We start from the raw sequence: 19260 nt of genomic DNA on the forward strand, positions 1-19260 counted from the left end.
TTCCCCTGTCAGAAGAAGACTTCCGCCGCCGGGATGGCGACAGGACCATGGGATTGGCGCAGGATGAGGGCGCCGGTTTCGTCAATCGTCTCGAACCGGCCTTCGCGGGTTTCCGTGCCGGTGCGGGCGCGTATGGTTTCGCCAAGACGGGCCGCATGGGCCAGCCACGCGGCGCGCAAGGGGGCAAAGCCTTCGGCGGCGAAGATCGCCTCCCACCGCGCATAGGCGGGGGCGAGGGCGTCAAGAAACACCTCGGGTGCGATGCGCAGGCCGGTTTCTTCCAACAGCGACACGGGCCGCAGCGCGCCCTGTTCCACCTGCGTGGCCTCTGGGGCGGCAATGAGATTGACCCCGATCCCGATGGCAAGGTGCTGCACCCCCTGCCCCGCCCCGCTGCTTTCCAGCAGGATGCCTGCGACCTTGCCACCGTTCAGCAACACGTCATTGGGCCATTTCAGCTTGAACGCATCAGGCAATCCGGTCAACGCAACGAAGGCATCGCGCAGCGCCAGCGCGGCGGCGAAGGAGCGCAGCGCGACGGTCGCGGCGGGTTCCGTGGGATGCAGCAGAAGCGTGCCGTGGAAATTGCCGCGCGGGCTGGTCCAGGCGCGGGCGCGGCGGCCCCGGCCTGCGGTCTGTTCGCCCGCCACGAACCAGCACGGCCCCGTCAGATGCGGGGCCGCGCGGAACGCCTCGGCATTGGTGCTGTCGACCGTATCGAGGAGGCGGCGCGCCACCCCCTCGGGCCAGTTGGCCTTACCGGACAAGGGCTTCTGCCGCGATGGCCGCGGCGGGTTCGATGCCGAACAGGTTCACGATCCCCGCCACCATGATCACCGCGACCGCCACCAGCATCGCCCATTGCGCCGGGGCCATGCGGGATTCCATGCCATCGGCTTCCTTGCCGAAATACATGAAGAAGACGATGCGCAGATAATAGTAGGCCCCGATCACCGAAGCCACCGCCCCCGCCAAAGCAAGCCACGCCATATCGGCATCGACCGCGGCCTTGAGCACATAGAACTTGCCGAAGAAGCCAACCATCGGCGGCACGCCCGCGAGGCTGAACATCAGGACGAGCATCGCGAGGGCCTTCAACGGCTCGGCCTTGGCAAAGCTGTTCAGGCTGTCGATCGAGGTGACGGGGCGGCCGTCGCGTTCCATCGACAGGATAAAGGCGAAGGTGCCCACGTTCATGGTGACGTAGATCGCCATGTAGACCAGCATCGCCTGCACGCCTTCGGCCGTGCCGGAGGCGAGGCCCACCAGCGCATAGCCCATATGCGCGATGGAGGAATAGGCCATCAGCCGCTTGATGTCGCGCTGGCCGATGGCGGCTAGGGCACCGAGGAACATTGACACCACCGCGAGCGCGGCCAGAACCTGGCTCCAGTCGCCCGGGATCGCGCCGAAGGCATCCCAGGACAGGCGGGCCAGCAGGGCCATGGCGGCCACCTTGGGCGCGGTGGCGAAGAAGGCCGTCACCGGGGTGGGTGCACCTTCATAGACATCCGGCGTCCACATGTGGAAGGGCGCGGCGGAAATCTTGAAGGCCAGACCTGCGACCATGAAGACCAGACCGAAGAGCAGGCCCAGCGGTGCGCCTTCCTCGAGCGTGGACAGGATCCCCGAGAACAGCGTGGTGCCTGCATAGCCATAGGTCAGCGACGCACCGTAGAGCAGGATGCCCGAGGAAAGGGCGCCGAGGACAAAGTATTTCAGACCGGCTTCGGTCGATTTCACGCTGTCGCGCCGGATCGCCGCCACGACGTACAGCGCCAGCGACTGCAACTCGAGCCCGAGGTAGAGCGCCATGAGATCGCCGGCAGAGACCATCATCATCATGCCGACCACCGCCAATGCCAGCAGGATCGGGTATTCGAAGCGCAGCAGATCGCGCCGGATCATATAGTCCTGCGACATGATAAGCACGGCGGCGGCAGAGATCAGGATCGTCACCTTGGCGAAGCGGGCAAAGGGATCGTCGATGAACATGCCGCCAAAGGCAGCGCGCTCCCCCTCACCGCCCGCGCCGATCCACAGGGCGAGCGCAAGGAACAGCCCGGCGGTGGCCCAGCTGATCAGCGGGGCGACCTTGTCCTTGCTGGTATAGACGCCGAACATCAGCGCGCCCATCGCAAAGAGCGCCAGCACGACCTCGGGCAGAACGGTCGAGAAATCTTGCGGGGTCATCTTGTCCCGTCCCTTCAGTTGTTCGCAAGCTGCGTATCGCCCGCATCAGCGGGGATCGCGGCCTGATAGTCGGTGACCAGCGCCTCGACCGAGGGGCCGATGATATCGGTGACCAGCGCGGGATAGACGCCGAGGAGCAGCGTCATCGCAACGAGCGGGGCGAAGATCGCCTTTTCGCGGCGGGTCATGTCGGTGATCGACTTCAGCGCTTCCTTGATCAGTTCGCCCATCACCACCCGGCGATAGAGCCACAGCGCATAGGCCGCCGACAGGATCACCCCCGTCGTCGCGATGGCCGCCACCCACGTGTTGACCTGGAACACGCCCATCAGCGTGAGGAACTCACCGATGAAGCCCGAGGTCCCCGGCAGGCCCACGTTTGCCATGGTGAAGAACATGAAGATCAGCGCATAGGCCGGCATCCGGTTCACCAGCCCGCCATAGGCATCAATCTCGCGCGTGTGCATCCGGTCATAGATCACACCCACACAGAGGAAGAGCGCGCCCGAGATGAAGCCGTGGCTCAGCATCTGGAAGATCGCGCCATCCACGCCCTGCTGGTTGGCCGAGAAGATGCCCATAGTCACATAGCCCATGTGGGCCACGGACGAATAGGCGATCAGCTTCTTCATGTCCTGCTGCGCCAGTGCCACCAGCGAGGTGTAGACGATGGCGATGGCCGACATCCACAGCACCAAGGGCGCCAGCAGATCGGACGCCACGGGGAACATGGGCAGGCTGAACCGCAGGAAGCCATAGCCCCCCATCTTCAGCAGGATCGCCGCCAGAACCACCGATCCCGCGGTCGGCGCCTGCACGTGGGCATCGGGCAGCCACGTATGCACCGGCCACATCGGCATCTTCACCGCGAAAGAGGCGAAGAAGGCCAGCCAGAGCAGCGTCTGCAACCCGCCCACGACATGGATGCCCAGAACCTGCATGTCCTCGGACCCGAAGTTATGCGCCAAGAGCGACGGGATGTCGGTGGTGCCCGCATCCATATACATCGCGATCATGGCAACCAGCATCAGCACCGACCCAAGGAAGGTGTAGAGGAAGAACTTGAAGGCCGCATAGATGCGCTCCTTCCCGCCCCAGATGCCGATGATCAGGAACATCGGGATCAGCCCTGCCTCGAAGAACAGGTAGAACAGCACGAGGTCCAGTGCGCAGAACACGCCCAGCATCAGCGTTTCCAGCAGAAGGAAGGCGATCATGTATTCCTTGACGCGGTGCTCCACATCCCAGCACGCCGCAATGGTCAGCGGCATCAGGAAGGTGGTCAGCATCACGAAAAGGACCGAGATGCCATCGACGCCCATCTTGTATTTCAGGCCAAGGATCCAGTCGTATTCCTCGACAAACTGAAAGCCGGTATCCGCAGGATCAAAGCCTGCAAGCACGAAGAGCGACAGCAGGAAGGTGGCCGTGGTGGCCAGAAGCGCCAGCCACTTGGCATTGCGCTGCGCCGCCGCGTCATCGCCGCGCAGGAACAGCGCAAGGATCGCCGCCGCCACCGCCGGGATGAAGGTGATGATGGAGAGAAGGTTATCCATATCAGTTCGCGCCCCCTGCGAGCGTCACCCAGGTGATCAGGGCGGCAATGCCCAGAACCATGGCAAAGGCATAGTGGAACAAGTAGCCAGACTGCGCCCGCGCGGCGAGCCGGGTGAAGAAGGGGATGATCCCCATGGCGATGCCGTTGATCGAACCGTCGATCACCGTGCCGTCGCCCTTCTTCCAGAGGAACCCGCCCAGCCATTTCGCAGGCCGCACGAAGACCCAGTCATAAAGCTCATCGAAGTACCACTTGTTCAAGAGGAACAGGTACAGCGGGCGCTGCTGTTCGGCCAGACGGCCGGGCAGATCCGGACGGCGGATGTAGAACTGGAAGGCCAATAGGAAGCCCAGCACCATGGCCACGAAGGGCGACACCTTTACCCATTTCGGCACCAGATGCGCCTCGTGCAGCACGTCGTTTTCCGGGCCGATGAAGATTGCACCCTGACCGGGCAGCGGCTGCGGATAGGAGTGGGCCTCGCCGTGGTCGCCCTCGGTGCCATGGGCGGCATCGGCCGTGACCGTGGCCTCGCCCTCGGGCGCGGCGGCCGTGTCGGCCGTGGCCTGATCGGTGCCGTGATCGGCACCCTCGGCATGGTCTGCCCCGGACGCGCTGTCTTCGGTTGCGGTGTCTGCGGTCGCAGAATGTTCGGTCGCGGCATGTTCGGCCACGGGCAGGCCGAACCATGCACGAACCTTACCCTCTTCGCCGAAGAACACGTTGTACCAGATCATGCCCGAGAACACCGCCCCCAGCGCCAGCACGCCCAGCGGGATCAGCATCACTGTCGGGCTTTCATGCGGCTCGTGGTGGTGGTCATCATGGTGATCATCATGGCCGTGCCCATGCCCATGACCATGACCATGGCTGCCGGCCCGGCTTTCGCCATAGAAGGTCAGGAACATCAGCCGCCACGAATAAAAGGACGTGAAGCCCGCCGCCACGACCAGCAGCCAGAAGGCATACTGGCTGCCGACATAGGCGCTTTCGATCACCGCGTCCTTCGACAGGAAGCCGGCAAAACCGTAATGCGTCAGGGGGATGCCCACGCCCGTGATGGCCAGCGTGCCGATCATCATCGCCCAGAAGGTGACGGGGATCTTCTTCCGCAGGCCGCCATAGTTGCGCATGTCCTGTTCGTGATGCGTGGCATGGATGACCGAGCCTGCGCCGAGGAACAGCATCGCCTTGAAGAAGGCGTGGGTGAAGAGGTGGAACATCGCGACTGAATAGACGCCCACGCCCGCGGCCACGAACATGTAGCCCAGTTGCGAGCAGGTCGAATAGGCGATCACACGCTTGATGTCGTTCTGCACCAGACCGACGGTTGCCGCGAAGAAGGCGGTGGTCGCCCCCAGCACCGTGATGAAGGCTGTGGCCTGCGGCGCGTATTCATAGAGCGGCGACATCCGGCAGACGAGGAATACACCCGCCGTCACCATGGTGGCGGCGTGGATCAGTGCCGACACCGGCGTCGGCCCCTCCATCGCATCGGGCAGCCAGGTGTGCAGGATGAGCTGCGCCGATTTCCCCATCGCCCCGATGAACAGCAGAACCCCGATCAGGTTGGCCGCGTTCCATTCCCCCCAGAGGAAGGTGAGGTTCGTCTCGGCCAGTTCCGGCACCTTCGCGAAGATCACGTCAAAGCTGACGGAGTCAGTCAGGAAGAACAGCGCGAAGATCCCCAGCGCAAAGCCGAAATCGCCCACGCGGTTCACGACAAAGGCCTTGATCGCCGCGGCATTGGCGGACGGTTTCTTGTAGTAGAAGCCGATCAGCAGATAGGATGCCACCCCCACCCCTTCCCAGCCGAAGAACATCTGAACAAGGTTGTCAGACGTCACCAGCATCAGCATGGCAAAGGTGAAGAAGGACAGATAGGCGAAGAAGCGCGCCCGGTAGGGCTCGTCCTCCCGCCAATTGTCATCATTCGCCATGTAGCCAAAGCTGTAGAGGTGGACGAGGGCAGAGACAGAGTTCACCACCACCAGCATGATCGCCGTCAGCCGGTCCAGCCGGATCGCCCATTCCGTGGCAAGGCTGCCGCTCTCGATCCAGCGCATTAGGACGACCTGTTCGGTCACGCCGTCATGCGTCAGGAAGATGATCCACGACAGGATGGCCGCAAGGAACACAAGCGCGGTGGCGATCACCTGCCCGGCCTTTTCGCCGATGAAACGCCAGCCGAAGCCGCAGATCAGCGCGCCGATCAGCGGCGCAAAGAGGATGATCGTTGCCATGGCGGCTTAACCCTTCATCACGTTGACGTCTTCCACGTCGATCGTTCCGCGGTTGCGGAAGAACACGACGAGGATGGCAAGGCCGATGGCGGCCTCGGCGGCGGCGACGGTCAGGACGAACATGGTGAACACCTGCCCGACCAGATCGCCCAGGAAAGAGGAGAAGGCGACAAGGTTGATGTTGACCGCCAGAAGCATCAGCTCGATCGACATCAGGATGACGATGACGTTCTTCCGGTTCAGGAAGATGCCAAAGATCCCGATCACGAACAGCGCCGCAGCGACCGTCAGGTAATGTTCAAGTCCAACCATCGTCTCAATCCCTCAGCGCGGTTTGCGCCCTACATACGTTTGGGGCCGCATCACGCGGCCCGGTCCTCTCAGGCCGCGCTGGCGGCCAGTGTCGTGCATTGTTCGGCGCCCTGCCCGGGCAGCAGCGTGACCGGCACGCCTGCGGCGCGCAGCGCGGCCTCGGTCGCGGCGAGATCGACCAGACCCACGCGCAGGCGCAGCCGGGCCTGCTCTACCGCGGCCGTGTTGTTGTAATCCGGGCCGCGGCGGGCCTGATCGGCGCTGGTGCGGGTGACGCCCGCGCGCAGCGTGGCGTTGCTGCGGCAGTCGATCAGGTCGAGCGTGCTTTCGGTATAGCTGTCACGGCGCGGCCCACGGCACACTTCGGTATTGGCACGGGTCACATAGCGATCCACGGGATCGCCCAGCTTGGCCACCACGCCATCGGCATCGCATTGCGTGGCAAGGCCCATGTCGACGGCCTGCTCATCCGAGATGCAGCCCGACAGGGCCAAGAGCGCGGCACAGCCCAGTGCCGCGCCCCAGAGGCGCGCGCGTCCCGATCCTTGCATCCACTGTCCAACCATCTTCGGTTCCCTCGGGCCTTTGGCCCTTTTCTTGTTCAGGATGGGCAGCCTGCCCATCCTACACTTCTGTAGGATGGGCAAATTGCCCATCCTACCTTTTGGTCACAGCCCCTGCCCCGGTTTCACGTCTTTCAACTCCATCGCCTTGGCCGGATCGCGCCACATCTGGGCCAGAACATTCTGACGCTTCACATCCTTGCGGTGGCGCAGGGTCAAGAGGATCGCCCCGATCATGGCGACCAGCAGCACAAGGCCGGACGCCTGGAACAGGTAGATATACTTGTCATAGATCAGCAGACCCAGCGCCTTGGTGTTCTCCACCTGTGCCGCATCGGGCGCTACCGCCTGCCGCAGGCCCAGTGCGCCATCGGCCTGCACCCATGCGCCGATGCCAAGGGTCAGTTGCATCAAGAGGATGACCCCGATCAGCAGGCCAAGCGGCATGTAGCGCGCCATCTCGCCCTTCAGTTCGGCAAAGTCGATATCCAGCATCATGACGACGAACAGGAACAGAACCGCCACGGCGCCCACATAGACGATGATCAGGAGCATCGCCACGAACTCTGCCCCCAAGAGCACGAAAAGCCCGGCCGAGGACAGGAAAGCCAGGATCAGCCACAGCACCGAATGCACCGGGTTGCGGCTGACCGTCACCAGAAGTCCGGCCGTGACCGCGACGATGGCAAAGGCGTAGAAGGCGTAATCGGCCACGGTCATGCGTCTTTCTCCTCAACTTCCGCGAAGACGGTCTGGGCGATTTCCAGGGCCTTCTGCATGGCGGGCAGGCCGCCGAACATGCTCATCTGCCAGATCACCTCGGCGATCTCGCGTTGGGTGGCGCCGGCCTCCAGCGCGTGCCGGACCGCCAGTTTCAATTGCGGCTCCGCCTGCGCGCCCAGCACTGTCAGCGCGGCGATTGTCACCAACAGCCGCGTCTTGGCATCAAGGCCTTCGCGGTTGAAGGTCTTGCCGAACCACATCTCCATCATGTCCTTGGACATGGTGGGGAAGAACTGATCGAACCCCTTCACCTGCAGGTTCTCCAGCGCAGGATTGAAGGCGCGCACCATTTCCTGGCTGCTTTCCATCATCTGCTGGAACATCTTGGTGAAGGCGTCATTCATGGCCGGTCACCGATAGGGCGCGTCAAGTTCAAGGTTGCGCGCGATTTCGGCTTCCCACCGGGCGCCGTTTTCCAGAAGCTTTTCCTTTGTGTAGAACAGCTCTTCCCGCGTTTCGGTGGAAAACTCGAAATTCGGCCCCTCGACGATGGCATCCACCGGGCAGGCCTCCTGACAGAAGCCGCAATAGATGCACTTGGTCATGTCGATGTCGTAACGCGTGGTGCGGCGGCTGCCATCGTCGCGCGGTTCGGCGTCGATGGTGATGGCCTGCGCCGGGCAGACCGCCTCGCACAGCTTGCAGGCGATGCAGCGTTCTTCGCCATTCGGATAGCGGCGCAGCGCATGCTCACCCCGGAAGCGGGGCGATAGCGGCCCCTTCTCATGGGGATAGTTCAGCGTGGCCTTGGGCGCGAAGAAATACTTCATCCCAAGGGCAAAGCCCTTGATGAAGTCCTGCAAGAGGAAATAGCGCGTGGCGCGGGTCCAGTCGATGTTGCTCATCTGTCAGCCTCCAATCGTCCATTTGGCCCGGAAGAAATCCGAACCCGCATACTTCACGTGGTGGGTAATCATGTCTGCCTGCATGTCATGACCCTGGACAATGTTTGCCCGCGGCAGCGATTATCCGCCTGAGGATTTGGACCTCCTCACCTGATCGGGCAATCGGCATTGCGAGGCTCGACATGTTCTCGCACATGAACTTCCCACTTTCGCTGGCGCATGGCTCATCACGCATAAATGTGCAGGACTCAAGCCTGACCGTATGCAGGACGGCCAAAAGCGCGTTAGTGTTGGGATACCTGTCGTTGACAAGCGCCAGCAGGTACTCTGCCTCAGATCTAGCGTCCACCGGGTTCATGGCAGGCGACGCCCGCATGAACGCGAACTCCAGTTGCGCACCAAGGATGGTAAGTCTGCCGTTCGGGGTCAGAAGTTCCGTGTCCGTGGTGTCAAGGCATATGCGGGCCTCAGTGTAAGCGCAGGCATAGTCGCCAGCCTTTCCGCAGGACTGGAGCTTGTCAGAATTGCAAGTATCCGCCAGCGACGGACCACCCGAAGCAAGACACAAGGCAAGAGCCATTAGGCGAACTGCGACCGTGTCGTGCACGCTCATCCTCCAATCGCCCAGCGGGCCCAGAAGCCGCCGAGCACTTCGAATTTCGCCAGGAACGCCACGATCACCACCCAGGCGAGCGACAGCGGCAGGAACACCTTCCAGCCGATCCGCATCAGCTGGTCATAGCGGTAGCGGGGCACGATCGCCTTCACCATCGCGAATAGGAAGAAGAAGAAGGCCATCTTCGCCACCATCCACCACCACCCGTCGGGCAGGCCCGGGATGGGCGACAGCCAGCCACCGAAGAACAGGATGCTCATCAGCGCGCACATCAGGTAGATGGCGATGTATTCGCCCGCCATGAACAGAAGGAACGGGGTGGAGGAGTATTCCACCATGAACCCCGCCACCAGTTCGGATTCCGCTTCCGGCAGGTCGAAGGGCGGGCGGTTCGTCTCGGCCAGCGCCGAGATGAAGAACAGCGCCACCATCGGCAGATGCGGCAGCCAGAACCAGTTGAACAGGCCGAGGTTGCCATCCTGCGCCTCGACGATGGCGGACAGGTTCATGGACCCGGTCGAGATGATGATGCCGATGATGATCAGGCCCAGCGACACCTCGTAGGAAATCATCTGCGCCGCCGACCGCAGCGACCCGAGGAAGGGGTATTTGGAGTTCGACGCCCAGCCGCCCATGATCACGCCGTAGACTTCGAGCGAGGACATGGCGAAGACGAACAGGATCGCCACGTTGATATTGGCCAGCACCCAGCCGTCATCGAAGGGGATCACCGCCCAGGCCATCAGCGCCAGCACGAAGGACAGCATCGGCGCGAGGAAGAAGACCGGGCGATCCGCCCCGGCGGGAATGACGATTTCCTTGAAGACATATTTCGCGGCATCGGCCACGGTCTGCAACAACCCCCACGGCCCCACAACGTTCGGCCCCCGGCGCATCTGGACGGCTGCCCAGATCTTGCGGTCGCCGTAGACGAGGAACAGCATCGACAGCATCACGAAGCCGACGAGCAGCAGCGTCTGCGCCGCCACCAGAACCGCCGTCCCCATCCCCGTTGCAAAAAACTCGTTCATGATGCCTTTCCCTCAGACCGTCGGTATCCCGAGTGACCCGCAATCGCGCACCGTCACTTCGGCGTCGATCGTGCGAAAGCCCTTCGGAAGGGCGGCAGAGATGGTATAGACCGCATCCCCCCGCCAGATTTCACCCGTTTGCGCCACAGTCGTGCGCACGTGCCGCGCAAAGCCCGCGCCGCGGATCAGCGCATATTGGGCCGCCGCGCAGCGCGCATAGGCCTCGACATCCGCATTGTTGCGCGCGCCTGTCATGGCCACACGAAAATTTACCAGATCGCCATCCAGCAGGATCGTTTCGATCCCGTCATAGCCGGGGGTGAAGCTGCCCATGCTGGACACGTCTGCCGCAGGCGCGCAGGCGGCCAGCGCCGCTGCCGCGACCCCTGCCCTTGCCATGCTGCCTGCGTTGCGTGTCATGCCCTGCCTCATTCCGCCGCAAGTGCCACGCGGGCACGGTCGGCCGCAAGGGCCGACAGTTCCGCCATGAGAACTGATGCCCGCGCAACCGGGTTCGTGAGATAGAAATCACGGATCGCGGGGCGGAAGTCGGCCTTGGCCGGGGCCTTCACCTCCAGCGGTTGCCAGTCATTGCCGGCCACCTCGTCGATCCGGCCCAGATGCGGATGCGCCTTCACCAGTGCCGCACGCAGCCCGGCAAGGCTGTCCCAAGGCAGGGTGGCCCCCAATTCGCCCGACAGGGCGCGCAGGATGGCCCAGTTCTCTTTCGCCTCGCCCGGCGCAAACCCGGCGCGCAGCGCAAGTTGGGGGCGGCCCTCGGTGTTCACGAAAAGGCCGTTCTCTTCCGTCCAGGCGGCACCCGGCAGGATGACATCGGCGCGCATCGCGCCCCGGTCACCATGGCTGCCGTGATAGATGACGAAGGGGCCCGGCGCGATCTCCACCTCATCGGCGCCGAGGTTGTAGATCACCTCTGCCCCGTCGGTCGCCGCAGCCAGACCGCCCTCGGTCACCGCGCCCACATCCATCGCGCCCACGCGCGACGCCGCCGTGTGCAGCACCAGAAGCCGCGCCCCCGTCGCTGCACAAAGCGCCATGGCTTGGGCTAGCACTGCTTCGCCATCCGCTTCGTTGATGGCACCCTGCCCCACGATCACCACACCGGGCTTGTCAGACGGCTTGGCCGCTGCCACCGCTGCCACCAGCGCGGCGCGATCCGTGCCCGCATGGGTGTAATCATAGGTCAGATCGTCCGCCGGGCCGATCACGGTGACCGCCGCGCCGTTGAGCCACGCCTTGCGGATGCGCGCGTTCAGCACCGCCGCCTCTACACGCGGGTTGGTGCCGATCAGGGTGATCGACTTGGCGCTGTCGATATCCTCGATCGCCGCAATGCCGACATAGGCCGACCGGTTGCCCGCAGGCAGGCGCGCGCCATCGGTGCGACATTCCACATGTCCGCCCAGACCTTCGATCAAAGTCTTGAGGCTGAAGACAGCCTCGACCGGGGCCAGATCGCCCACCAGACCGGCAACCTTCTTGCCCCTCATGGCGGCGGCCGCCGCTGCCAGCGCCTCACCCCAGCCTGCTTTGCGCAGCTTGCCATTCTCGCGGATATAGGGCGTATCGAGCCGCTGGCGGCGCAGGCCATCCCAGACAAAGCGCGTCTTGTCGGAAATCCATTCCTCGTTCACGCCGTCATGGTTGCGCGGCAGGATGCGCATGACTTCGCGGCCCTTGGTATCGACCCGGATGTTCGATCCCAGCGCATCCATCACGTCGATGGTTTCGGTCTTGGTCAACTCCCAAGGCCGCGCGGTAAAGGCATAGGGCTTGCTGGTCAGCGCGCCGACCGGGCAGAGGTCGATGATGTTGCCCTGCAGGTTGCTGGAGAGCGTTTCGTTCAGATAGCTGGTGATCTCGCTATCCTCGCCCCGCCCGGTCTGGCCCATCTGGGTGATGCCCGCCACTTCCGTCGTGAAGCGCACGCAGCGCGTGCAGGAAATGCAGCGCGTCATCTTCGTGGCGACCAGCGGGCCGAGGTTCAGGTCATCGGACGCACGCTTGGGTTCGCGGTAGCGCGAAAAGTCCACGCCATAGGCCATGGCCTGATCCTGCAAGTCACACTCGCCGCCCTGATCGCAGATCGGGCAATCGAGCGGGTGGTTGATCAGCAGGAATTCCATCACGCCCTCGCGGGCCTTCTTGACCATTGGCGACTTGGTCTTGACGACCGGAGCTTCGCCATTCGGGCCGGGGCGCAGGTCGCGCACCTGCATGGCGCAGCTGGCCGCAGGCTTTGGCGGGCCGCCCACCACCTCGACCAGACACATCCGGCAGTTGCCCGCGATCGTCAGGCGTTCGTGATAGCAAAAGCGCGGGATTTCCACGCCCGCCACCTCGGCGGCCTGAATGATGGTCATGGCGCCATCCACCTCGACCTCGATGCCGTCGATGTTGATCTTCTTGAGGTTAGACATGAACCCGGTCCTTCCGCAGCAGCCCGAACGCCGCGTCGCGCAGCCGGGCCAGCAGCCCCGTCTGGCGCGCGCCGGGGGCTGCCTGTTTCGTCCTATCCTGTTCAGATGACAGGTGTTTCACACGCGCCTCGATATCGCGCATCGCAAGTTTCGGATCGAGGTTTCCGTAGCACATGCCCGTCACTCCGCCGCCACTTGAGTGCAACGGTGGGATTTCCACAGCTGCGCCTGTTCCAGATATGTCCAGCCGAAGGCGTGGTCGCTGTCGCCATGCGCCTGAAGGTGCGCCAGCCGCGCCAGCGCCTCGTCCAGAGAAGGGCGATGCCCGGCGGGCACCCACCACATCACGAAATGCATCTTTCCCAGAACCTCGAACCATTCCGCGCGGCGTTCATAGAACTGGCGGTGGACGGTGTTCCAGACAAAAGCCTCCAGCGTCTCGACACTTTCCCAGACGGTCAGGTTCGACACGAATTGCGGATCGCCGCCGATCTTGGCCTCGGTATTGCCGGTCCCGGGTTCGCCCGAGCCTTCCATCATCCAGACAAAGCCCGGCATCCGCTTGCCCAGACCGTTGACACGGTCCAGCGCCGCCATGAACTCGGCCACGCGCGGGTCGTCGGTGGGGGCCAGCAGGCGCCCCACGTTCAATTCGGCAAGGTGCATCGCTTGGGTCATTCGGTATCCCTCAGCAGATATCCGATCAGCGAGTTCTTCGCGATCTCTTCCCGCCCGATGCGGCAGTATTCCTCGGTCTTGCCGGGTTCGGCCCCCTTGGCGCGCAGCCAATCGGCGGCCTGCGCCTTGCCGCGCGCCTTCTCGGTATCGCTGGTTACGAAGGCGCGGATCTCGGACACGCTGTAACCCTTTTCCTGCGCATAGGCGCGCAGCTTGTTCAACTCGCCCAGCGCACGCATCCGGCGTGGCTCCAAGGCGGGGCAATTGTCGGCGATGGCATCCCCGATGAAGCCCTGGAGCAGGACGTTGTTGATATGCGGTTCGGTGTTGATCGGCTCCAACGCGTGGGCGGGAAGCGCGGCCAGCAGCGCAACGAGGGAAAGGGGGGCGGAAAGGGGGGCAAGTTTCATCGGTATCTCCTTGGCTATCCGTGCCATGAAGATGGGGGCTTTGGGCGATGATATGCCATCACAAGGCCGGGTGCGGCGGAAGGCAAGCGGTGTGCCAATCATGCGCAACCCCCCGGATAGACCCAGACGCCCGCCTCGAACCGGTCGTAGATGCCGGTGCGCAGGGTTGTGCCACGGGCCGCACATTCCGCCTCGGCCATCTGGCGCGCAGCGGCGCCTTCGTGATTGGCGAAGGGTGTGCCGTTGTTGGTCACGCGCAAGGGGCCTGACGATGCAGGCGCCACGGCCGCAGGGGCGGCCACGCACCCCGTCAGTGCAAGCGCCACAAGGCAGGGCGCGAGGGCATGGGGACGGGCGGCGATCACGAAAGCCTCCCCACCCGGGAATGAACCGGGCGATGCGCCGGCCCCTTTTCCAGCACGACAAAGGAGTCATGCAGATGCAGGCCCGTCACCCGGCCTGCAAGCGCCGGATAATGCGCCGCACCGTCATGATACCAGTGATGCATATCATCGACCATGCGGCGGATATCGTTGAAGAAATTGCCGGCCACGTCGCGACCGCCCCCATAACCGGGCCAATAGGCGGTGTGCAGATCCTCGATCACATAGAGCCCGCCATCCGACAGATGCGGAAACAGGGTCATCAGGCTGCTGCGGATGTGGTCCATGACGTGGCTGCCATCATCCAGCACCACATCGACGCCCCCCATTTCTTCCACCACTTGACGAAGGAAGTCCGGGTCATCCTGCGAACCGATCCTTACCCGCCCAGCCAGACCGTCGAACTCGGCGCAGTTCGGTTCAATGTCGATACCGAACAGGATCGCCTCCGGGCCAAGGTAGTTTCGCCAGATTTGCAGCGACCCACCCCGGGAAACCCCAAGTTCAAGGAAACGTACGGGCTGGCCGCGATAACGGCCAAAGTAACGATCGTAAAGCGGGATGTAGTGATGCCATTTGTGGACAACGGCACCCTCGTTCTGCGCATAGATCGTCAGCAGATCGCCATCGAACCCATATTTCGAACGGATGTCGGCGGCGACATCCTTATCTTGTTCGAATTTGAAGGGTTTGATGGCCATCTGCTTATACCTGACTTGTCACTGGCACTTATTCCGCAGCGACCGCCGACAGGCGGCCCGTCTTCTTGGCCTTGATGCGGTCCTCGATCTCATCCCGGAAAGCCCGGACGAGGCCCTGGATCGGCCATGCCGCCGCGTCGCCGAGGGCGCAGATCGTGTGGCCTTCCACCTGCTTCGTCACCGACAGCAGCATGTCGATCTCTTCCACTTCGGCGTCGCCGCGCACGAGGCGATCCATCACGCGCATCATCCAGCCCGTGCCTTCGCGGCAGGGCGTGCACTGGCCACAGCTTTCGTGCTTGTAGAACTTGGACAGCCGCCAGATCGCCTTGATCACGTCGGTGGACTGATCCATCACGATCACCGCCGCCGTGCCGAGGCCCGAGCGCTGTTCACGCAGCCAGTCGAAATCCATGATCGCGTCATCGCACTGCGCCTGCGTCAGAAGCGGCACTGATGACCCGCCCGGGATCACGGCCTTGAGGTTCTTCCACCCGCCGCGCACGCCGCCACAGTGGCGATCCAGCAATTCCTTCAGCGGGATCGACATCGCCTCTTCCACCACGCAGGGGTTGTTGACGTGGCCAGAGATGCCGAACAGTTTGGTCCCCGCATTGTTCGGGCGGCCAAAGCCTGCGAACCATTCGGGGCCACGGCGCAGGATCGTGGGGACCACCGCGATGGATTCCACGTTGTTCACCGTGGTCGGGCAGCCGTAGAGGCCCGACCCCGCCGGGAACGGCGGCTTCATCCGGGGCATGCCCTTCTTGCCTTCAAGGCTTTCCAGCAGCGCGGTTTCCTCGCCGCAGATATAGGCCCCGGCCCCGTGATGCAGATAGAGGTCGAAATCCCAGCCAGACTTGGCCGCGTTCTTCCCCAGAAGGCCCGCGTCGTAACATTCGTCGATCGCCGCCTGCAGCGCCTCGCGCTCGCGGATGTATTCGCCGCGGATGTAGATGTAGCAGGCATTCGCCCCCATCGCGAAGGACGCAATCAGCGCGCCTTCGATCAGGGTGTGCGGATCATGGCGCATGATCTCGCGGTCCTTGCAGGTGCCGGGTTCGGATTCATCGGCATTGATCACCAGATAGGACGGGCGCCCATCGCTCTGCTTGGGCATGAAGGACCATTTCAGGCCCGTGGGAAAGCCCGCGCCGCCCCGGCCGCGCAGACCCGATGCCTTGACCTGTTCGATGATCTTGTCCCGCCCGCGCGAGATGATCTCGGCCGTGCCGTCCCAATGGCCGCGCTTCTTCGCCCCGGCAAGGGTGCGGTCATGCATCCCGTAGAGGTTGGTGAAGATGCGGTCCTGATCCTTGAGCATGTCTTGCCCCTCAATTGCCCCGGCGCTTGCGCCAGATTCCGAAAGTCACGACCAGCGCCCAGATGAACGCGGCGATGGCGGCGAGGTCGAAGAGAAAGGCAAAGCGGGTTTCCCAGCCCAGCCTTCCCCCGAGGAAGCTTGCGCCCATCCACAGGATCATGGTCCCCGCCAGCACGAAGGCGACGGTGCGCGCCTGCCGGGCTAGGGCCTTGTCCTGTTCGCTGGGCGCGGTCATCCCTGACCTCAGTAGTCGTTCGTCTTGGCGCGACGGAGGAACTCTTCGATCCCCACCTCGCCGATCAGTTTCGCCTGCGCCACCCACTTGTCACGGGTCACGCGGCCCTTGAAGCCTTTCAGGTTGCCATCCATCCACGCCACCTCAGCCGCGCCCCAGGACGCGATCTGATCGATGTGGAAGATGCCGTTCTCATTCAGCAACCGCTCCAGCGCGGGGCCGACGCCTTCGATCACCTTCAGGTCATCGGCCACACCTTTGCGAGCCGCCTTCAGCGCCTTGGGCTTTACCCCGCCTTCGGGCGCGGGCGCGGAGGTGGCCCTCGCCTTGGGTGCGGCCTTCGCCTTGGGTGCGGGCGCAGGGGCGGCGGGGGCTTCGGCCAGCGGGGCCGACGCCGCCACAGCAACCGGGGCGACGGGCGCCGGGGCCGCAGCGACCGGTTCGGATGTCACGACCGCCGCCATCAGCGGTGCGGCTTCGGCCACCGGCGCGGCGGGTACCGCAGCGGGCGCGGCCACAGATGCGGCCACTGGCGCGTCATGGCCATGGTCTGCCGCCACTTCGGGCTTTGGGATACGGTCCGCCGCGCCCCAGGGCATGCCCATCACAAGACCGGCCACCCCGGTGATGACGGCCGCAAAGAACCCCGAGGTCGTGTAGTCAAAGCCACCCACGACCTTGGCCACCACAAAGGCCAGCACCCCTCCCGCAGCGGCGATGATCCAGCCGTTGAGAGAAGGGGCATTCAGATTGTCGACTCGTTTCATGCGCGTATCCCTGTTTGCGGGGCGTCAGGTCCGCCCCTCCCTTCAGTGTTCCGTCATTCCTTGTCGGTCTTTTTGGCGCGCGGGGCGCGGGCAGGCTTGGCCGGGGCGTCGGCGGCTGCCTCTGCCTTGGCCTTGGTCGTGGTTTTCCGCGCGGGCGCGGGTTTGGCCGGCGCGTCAGCAGCGACAGCCGTCGCTGCCGCCTTCTTCGCCGGGGCGGCCTTGGCGGGCTTGCCCAGCCACGGCGTCAGGATCGGCACCTCGGTGCCGTCGATCCGCTTCACCGTATCGCCGATATCCACCGCAAGCTGTGCCGAGGCATTGAACTGCTTGCGCCCGCTTTCGAACTCTTTCAGCGTGGTCAGGCCCGACAGCGGCTCTGCCGCGTAACGGCCATTCTGCGGCCCCGGCACCGGCACCTCGCCCTTGGAGAAGCGCGCGATCAGATCGCGCAGCTTGTCGGCGGTCAGGTCTTCGTAATAATCCTTGCCGATCTGGGCCATGGGCGCATTGGCGCAGGCGCCCATGCACTCCACCTCTTCCCACGAGAACTGGCCGTCCTTCGACAGGGTATGGGGCGCGGGCGCGATCAGTTCCTTGCAGACCTTGATCAGGTCTTCCGCCCCGCAGATCATGCAGGATGTCGTGCCGCAGATCTGCACATGGGCGACAGAGCCCACGGGTTGCAGCTGGAACATGAAGTAGAAGGTCGCCACTTCCAGCGCACGGATATAGGCCATGCCCAGCATGTCGGCCACGGTCTCGATCGCTTTGCGGGTGAGCCAGCCTTCCTGTTCCTGCGCGCGCCACAGAAGCGGGATGATGGCCGAGGCTTGGCGGCCTTCGGGGTATTTCGAAATCTGCCCCTTCGCCCATTCCAGATTGGCGGGCGTGAAGGCGAAGCTGTCAGGCTGGACAGGATGCAGGCGGCGCAGCATTAGCGGTCGATCTCCCCGAACACGACATCCATCGTGCCGATGATGGCGGACACGTCGGCAAGCTGGTGGCCCTTGCAGATGTAATCCATGGATTGAAGGTGCAGATATCCCGGCGCGCGGATCTTGGCGCGATAGGGTTTGTTGGTGCCATCGGCGACAAGGTAGACGCCGAATTCGCCCTTCGGCGCCTCGACCGCGGCATAAACCTCGCCCGCGGGGACGTGGAAGCCTTCGGTATAGAGCTTGAAGTGATGGATCAGCGCCTCCATCGAGGTCTTCATCTCGCCCCGCTTGGGCGGCGTGATCTTGCCCCGCGCCAGCACATCGCCTTTTTCCACCCGCAGCTTGGCGATCGCCTGCCGGATGATGCTGGTCGACTCGCGCATTTCGGCCATCCGGCAGAGATAGCGATCATAGCAATCGCCGTTCTTGCCGACGGGGATCTTGAAGTCGAACTCGTCATAGCATTCGTAGGGCTGCGCGCGGCGCAAATCCCACGCCAGACCAGATCCGCGCACCATCACGCCAGAATAGCCCCAGTTCTGGATATCCTCTTCCGTGACGATCCCGATATCGGCGTTGCGCTGCTTGAAGATGCGGTTTTCCGTGAGCAGTGTGTCGATGTCGTCCAGCACCTTGGGGAACCGCTCGGCCCAGGCGTCGATGTCATCCAAGAGCGCGGGCGGCAGGTCCTGATGCACGCCGCCGGGCCGGAAATAGGCCGCGTGCAGGCGCGCGCCGCAGGCACGCTCGTAAAAGATCATCAGCTGTTCGCGTTCTTCGAACCCCCAGAGCGGGGGCGTCAGCGCGCCTACGTCCATCGCCTGCGTGGTCACGTTCAGAAGGTGGTTCAGCACACGGCCAATCTCGGAAAACAGCACCCGGATCAGGCTGGCGCGACGCGGCACGACCGTGCCGGTCAGCCGCTCGATCGCCAAGCACCAGGCATGTTCCTGGTTCATCGGGGCCACGTAATCCAGCCGGTCGAAATAGGGCAGGTTCTGCAGGTAGGTCCGGCTTTCCATCAGCTTTTCGGTGCCGCGATGCAAAAGCCCGATATGGGGATCGCAGCGCTCCACGATCTCGCCATCCAGTTCCAGCACGAGACGCAGCACACCATGCGCCGCCGGGTGCTGCGGCCCGAAGTTGATGTTGAAATTGCGGATCTTCTGTTCGCCCGTCAGCGCGTCGTCAAAGCTGCCGTCCATCATCTCACCTCGCATCGCGTGCAGCCCCGCCCGT

Annotated in this window: 21 protein-coding genes and 1 pseudogene; all 22 read right to left on the reverse strand. The window is 63.7% G+C overall.

Annotated elements, in window-relative coordinates:
• Positions 1 to 8: 8 nt before the first annotated feature.
• The 22 genes and pseudogenes from GU920_RS15630 to GU920_RS15735 all read right to left on the reverse strand — a co-directional run bounded on the left by GU920_RS15630 (position 9) and on the right by GU920_RS15735 (position 19226).
• On the reverse strand, positions 9 to 767 hold the full coding sequence (locus tag GU920_RS15630) for a biotin--[acetyl-CoA-carboxylase] ligase (RefSeq protein WP_161767993.1): 759 nt from the start codon (positions 765 to 767) through the stop codon (positions 9 to 11).
• Positions 757 to 2193, reverse strand: coding sequence for an NADH-quinone oxidoreductase subunit NuoN (gene nuoN / locus GU920_RS15635; RefSeq protein ID WP_161767994.1), 1437 nt, complete (start codon positions 2191 to 2193; stop codon positions 757 to 759). Before nuoN ends, GU920_RS15630 begins: the two co-directional genes overlap by 11 nt.
• A gap of 14 nt (positions 2194 to 2207) precedes the next feature.
• Positions 2208 to 3749 carry an NADH-quinone oxidoreductase subunit M gene (locus GU920_RS15640; protein ID WP_161767995.1) on the reverse strand — a complete coding sequence of 514 codons (1542 nt, stop codon included), beginning with the start codon at positions 3747 to 3749 and terminating at the stop codon, positions 2208 to 2210.
• 1 nt (position 3750) lies between these two features.
• The gene (gene nuoL, locus GU920_RS15645; protein WP_161767996.1) at positions 3751 to 5994 is read right to left on the reverse strand and encodes an NADH-quinone oxidoreductase subunit L; all 2244 of its coding nucleotides are present in this window, start codon (positions 5992 to 5994) and stop codon (positions 3751 to 3753) included.
• 6 nt (positions 5995 to 6000) lie between these two features.
• Complete coding sequence (gene nuoK / locus GU920_RS15650) at positions 6001 to 6306, reverse strand: NADH-quinone oxidoreductase subunit NuoK (RefSeq protein WP_161767997.1); 306 nt, start codon at positions 6304 to 6306, stop codon at positions 6001 to 6003.
• 68 nt (positions 6307 to 6374) lie between these two features.
• Positions 6375 to 6872 (reverse strand): hypothetical protein, encoded by a 498-nt coding sequence (locus GU920_RS15655; RefSeq protein ID WP_161767998.1) that lies wholly within the window; start codon positions 6870 to 6872, stop codon positions 6375 to 6377.
• A gap of 102 nt (positions 6873 to 6974) precedes the next feature.
• Positions 6975 to 7589, reverse strand: coding sequence for an NADH-quinone oxidoreductase subunit J (locus GU920_RS15660; protein ID WP_161767999.1), 615 nt, complete (start codon positions 7587 to 7589; stop codon positions 6975 to 6977).
• Entirely contained in the window at positions 7586 to 7996 is a 411-nt protein-coding gene (locus GU920_RS15665; protein WP_161768000.1) for a carboxymuconolactone decarboxylase family protein, read from the reverse strand. Before GU920_RS15665 ends, GU920_RS15660 begins: the two co-directional genes overlap by 4 nt.
• 6 nt (positions 7997 to 8002) lie before the next feature.
• On the reverse strand, positions 8003 to 8497 hold the full coding sequence (nuoI, locus tag GU920_RS15670) for an NADH-quinone oxidoreductase subunit NuoI (RefSeq protein WP_161768001.1): 495 nt from the start codon (positions 8495 to 8497) through the stop codon (positions 8003 to 8005).
• A 609-nt stretch (positions 8498 to 9106) separates the two neighbouring features.
• Positions 9107 to 10144 carry an NADH-quinone oxidoreductase subunit NuoH gene (gene nuoH / locus GU920_RS15675; protein ID WP_161768002.1) on the reverse strand — a complete coding sequence of 346 codons (1038 nt, stop codon included), beginning with the start codon at positions 10142 to 10144 and terminating at the stop codon, positions 9107 to 9109.
• Between the two features lie 12 nt (positions 10145 to 10156).
• Entirely contained in the window at positions 10157 to 10564 is a 408-nt protein-coding gene (locus GU920_RS15680) for a hypothetical protein (protein ID WP_161768003.1), read from the reverse strand.
• Positions 10565 to 10572: 8 nt separating this feature from the next.
• Positions 10573 to 12585, reverse strand: coding sequence for an NADH-quinone oxidoreductase subunit NuoG (gene nuoG / locus GU920_RS15685; protein WP_161768004.1), 2013 nt, complete (start codon positions 12583 to 12585; stop codon positions 10573 to 10575).
• Entirely contained in the window at positions 12578 to 12760 is a 183-nt protein-coding gene (locus GU920_RS15690) for a hypothetical protein (RefSeq protein WP_161768005.1), read from the reverse strand. The genes nuoG and GU920_RS15690 overlap by 8 nt, the downstream gene beginning before the upstream one ends.
• A gap of 5 nt (positions 12761 to 12765) precedes the next feature.
• Positions 12766 to 13263 (reverse strand): DUF3291 domain-containing protein, encoded by a 498-nt coding sequence (locus tag GU920_RS15695; RefSeq protein ID WP_161768006.1) that lies wholly within the window; start codon positions 13261 to 13263, stop codon positions 12766 to 12768.
• Positions 13260 to 13673 carry a DUF5333 domain-containing protein gene (locus GU920_RS15700; protein ID WP_161768007.1) on the reverse strand — a complete coding sequence of 138 codons (414 nt, stop codon included), beginning with the start codon at positions 13671 to 13673 and terminating at the stop codon, positions 13260 to 13262. Before GU920_RS15700 ends, GU920_RS15695 begins: the two co-directional genes overlap by 4 nt.
• Before the next feature lie 98 nt (positions 13674 to 13771).
• Positions 13772 to 14038 (reverse strand): hypothetical protein, encoded by a 267-nt coding sequence (locus tag GU920_RS15705; RefSeq protein ID WP_161768008.1) that lies wholly within the window; start codon positions 14036 to 14038, stop codon positions 13772 to 13774.
• Entirely contained in the window at positions 14035 to 14757 is a 723-nt protein-coding gene (locus GU920_RS15710; RefSeq protein WP_161768009.1) for a class I SAM-dependent methyltransferase, read from the reverse strand. Before GU920_RS15710 ends, GU920_RS15705 begins: the two co-directional genes overlap by 4 nt.
• A gap of 28 nt (positions 14758 to 14785) precedes the next feature.
• Positions 14786 to 16081, reverse strand: a complete 1296-nt coding sequence (nuoF, locus tag GU920_RS15715; RefSeq protein ID WP_161768010.1) for an NADH-quinone oxidoreductase subunit NuoF — start codon at positions 16079 to 16081, stop codon at positions 14786 to 14788.
• Between the two features lie 10 nt (positions 16082 to 16091).
• Positions 16092 to 16316, reverse strand: coding sequence for a DUF5337 domain-containing protein (locus GU920_RS15720; RefSeq protein WP_201744158.1), 225 nt, complete (start codon positions 16314 to 16316; stop codon positions 16092 to 16094).
• Positions 16317 to 16324: 8 nt separating this feature from the next.
• Positions 16325 to 17083: a hypothetical protein gene (locus GU920_RS15725; protein WP_161768011.1), complete on the reverse strand. Its 759-nt coding sequence runs from the start codon at positions 17081 to 17083 to the stop codon at positions 16325 to 16327.
• A 68-nt stretch (positions 17084 to 17151) separates the two neighbouring features.
• Positions 17152 to 18018, reverse strand: a pseudogene (gene nuoE, locus GU920_RS15730) (NADH-quinone oxidoreductase subunit NuoE); the annotation flags it as partial.
• Positions 18018 to 19226, reverse strand: a complete 1209-nt coding sequence (locus GU920_RS15735) for an NADH-quinone oxidoreductase subunit D (RefSeq protein WP_201744193.1) — start codon at positions 19224 to 19226, stop codon at positions 18018 to 18020. The pseudogene nuoE and the gene GU920_RS15735, both read right to left, overlap by 1 nt.
• Positions 19227 to 19260 lie beyond the last annotated feature (34 nt).

The sequence above is a fragment of the Paragemmobacter ruber genome, assembly GCF_009908315.1.
Taxonomy (GTDB): Bacteria; Pseudomonadota; Alphaproteobacteria; order Rhodobacterales; family Rhodobacteraceae; genus Paragemmobacter; species Paragemmobacter ruber.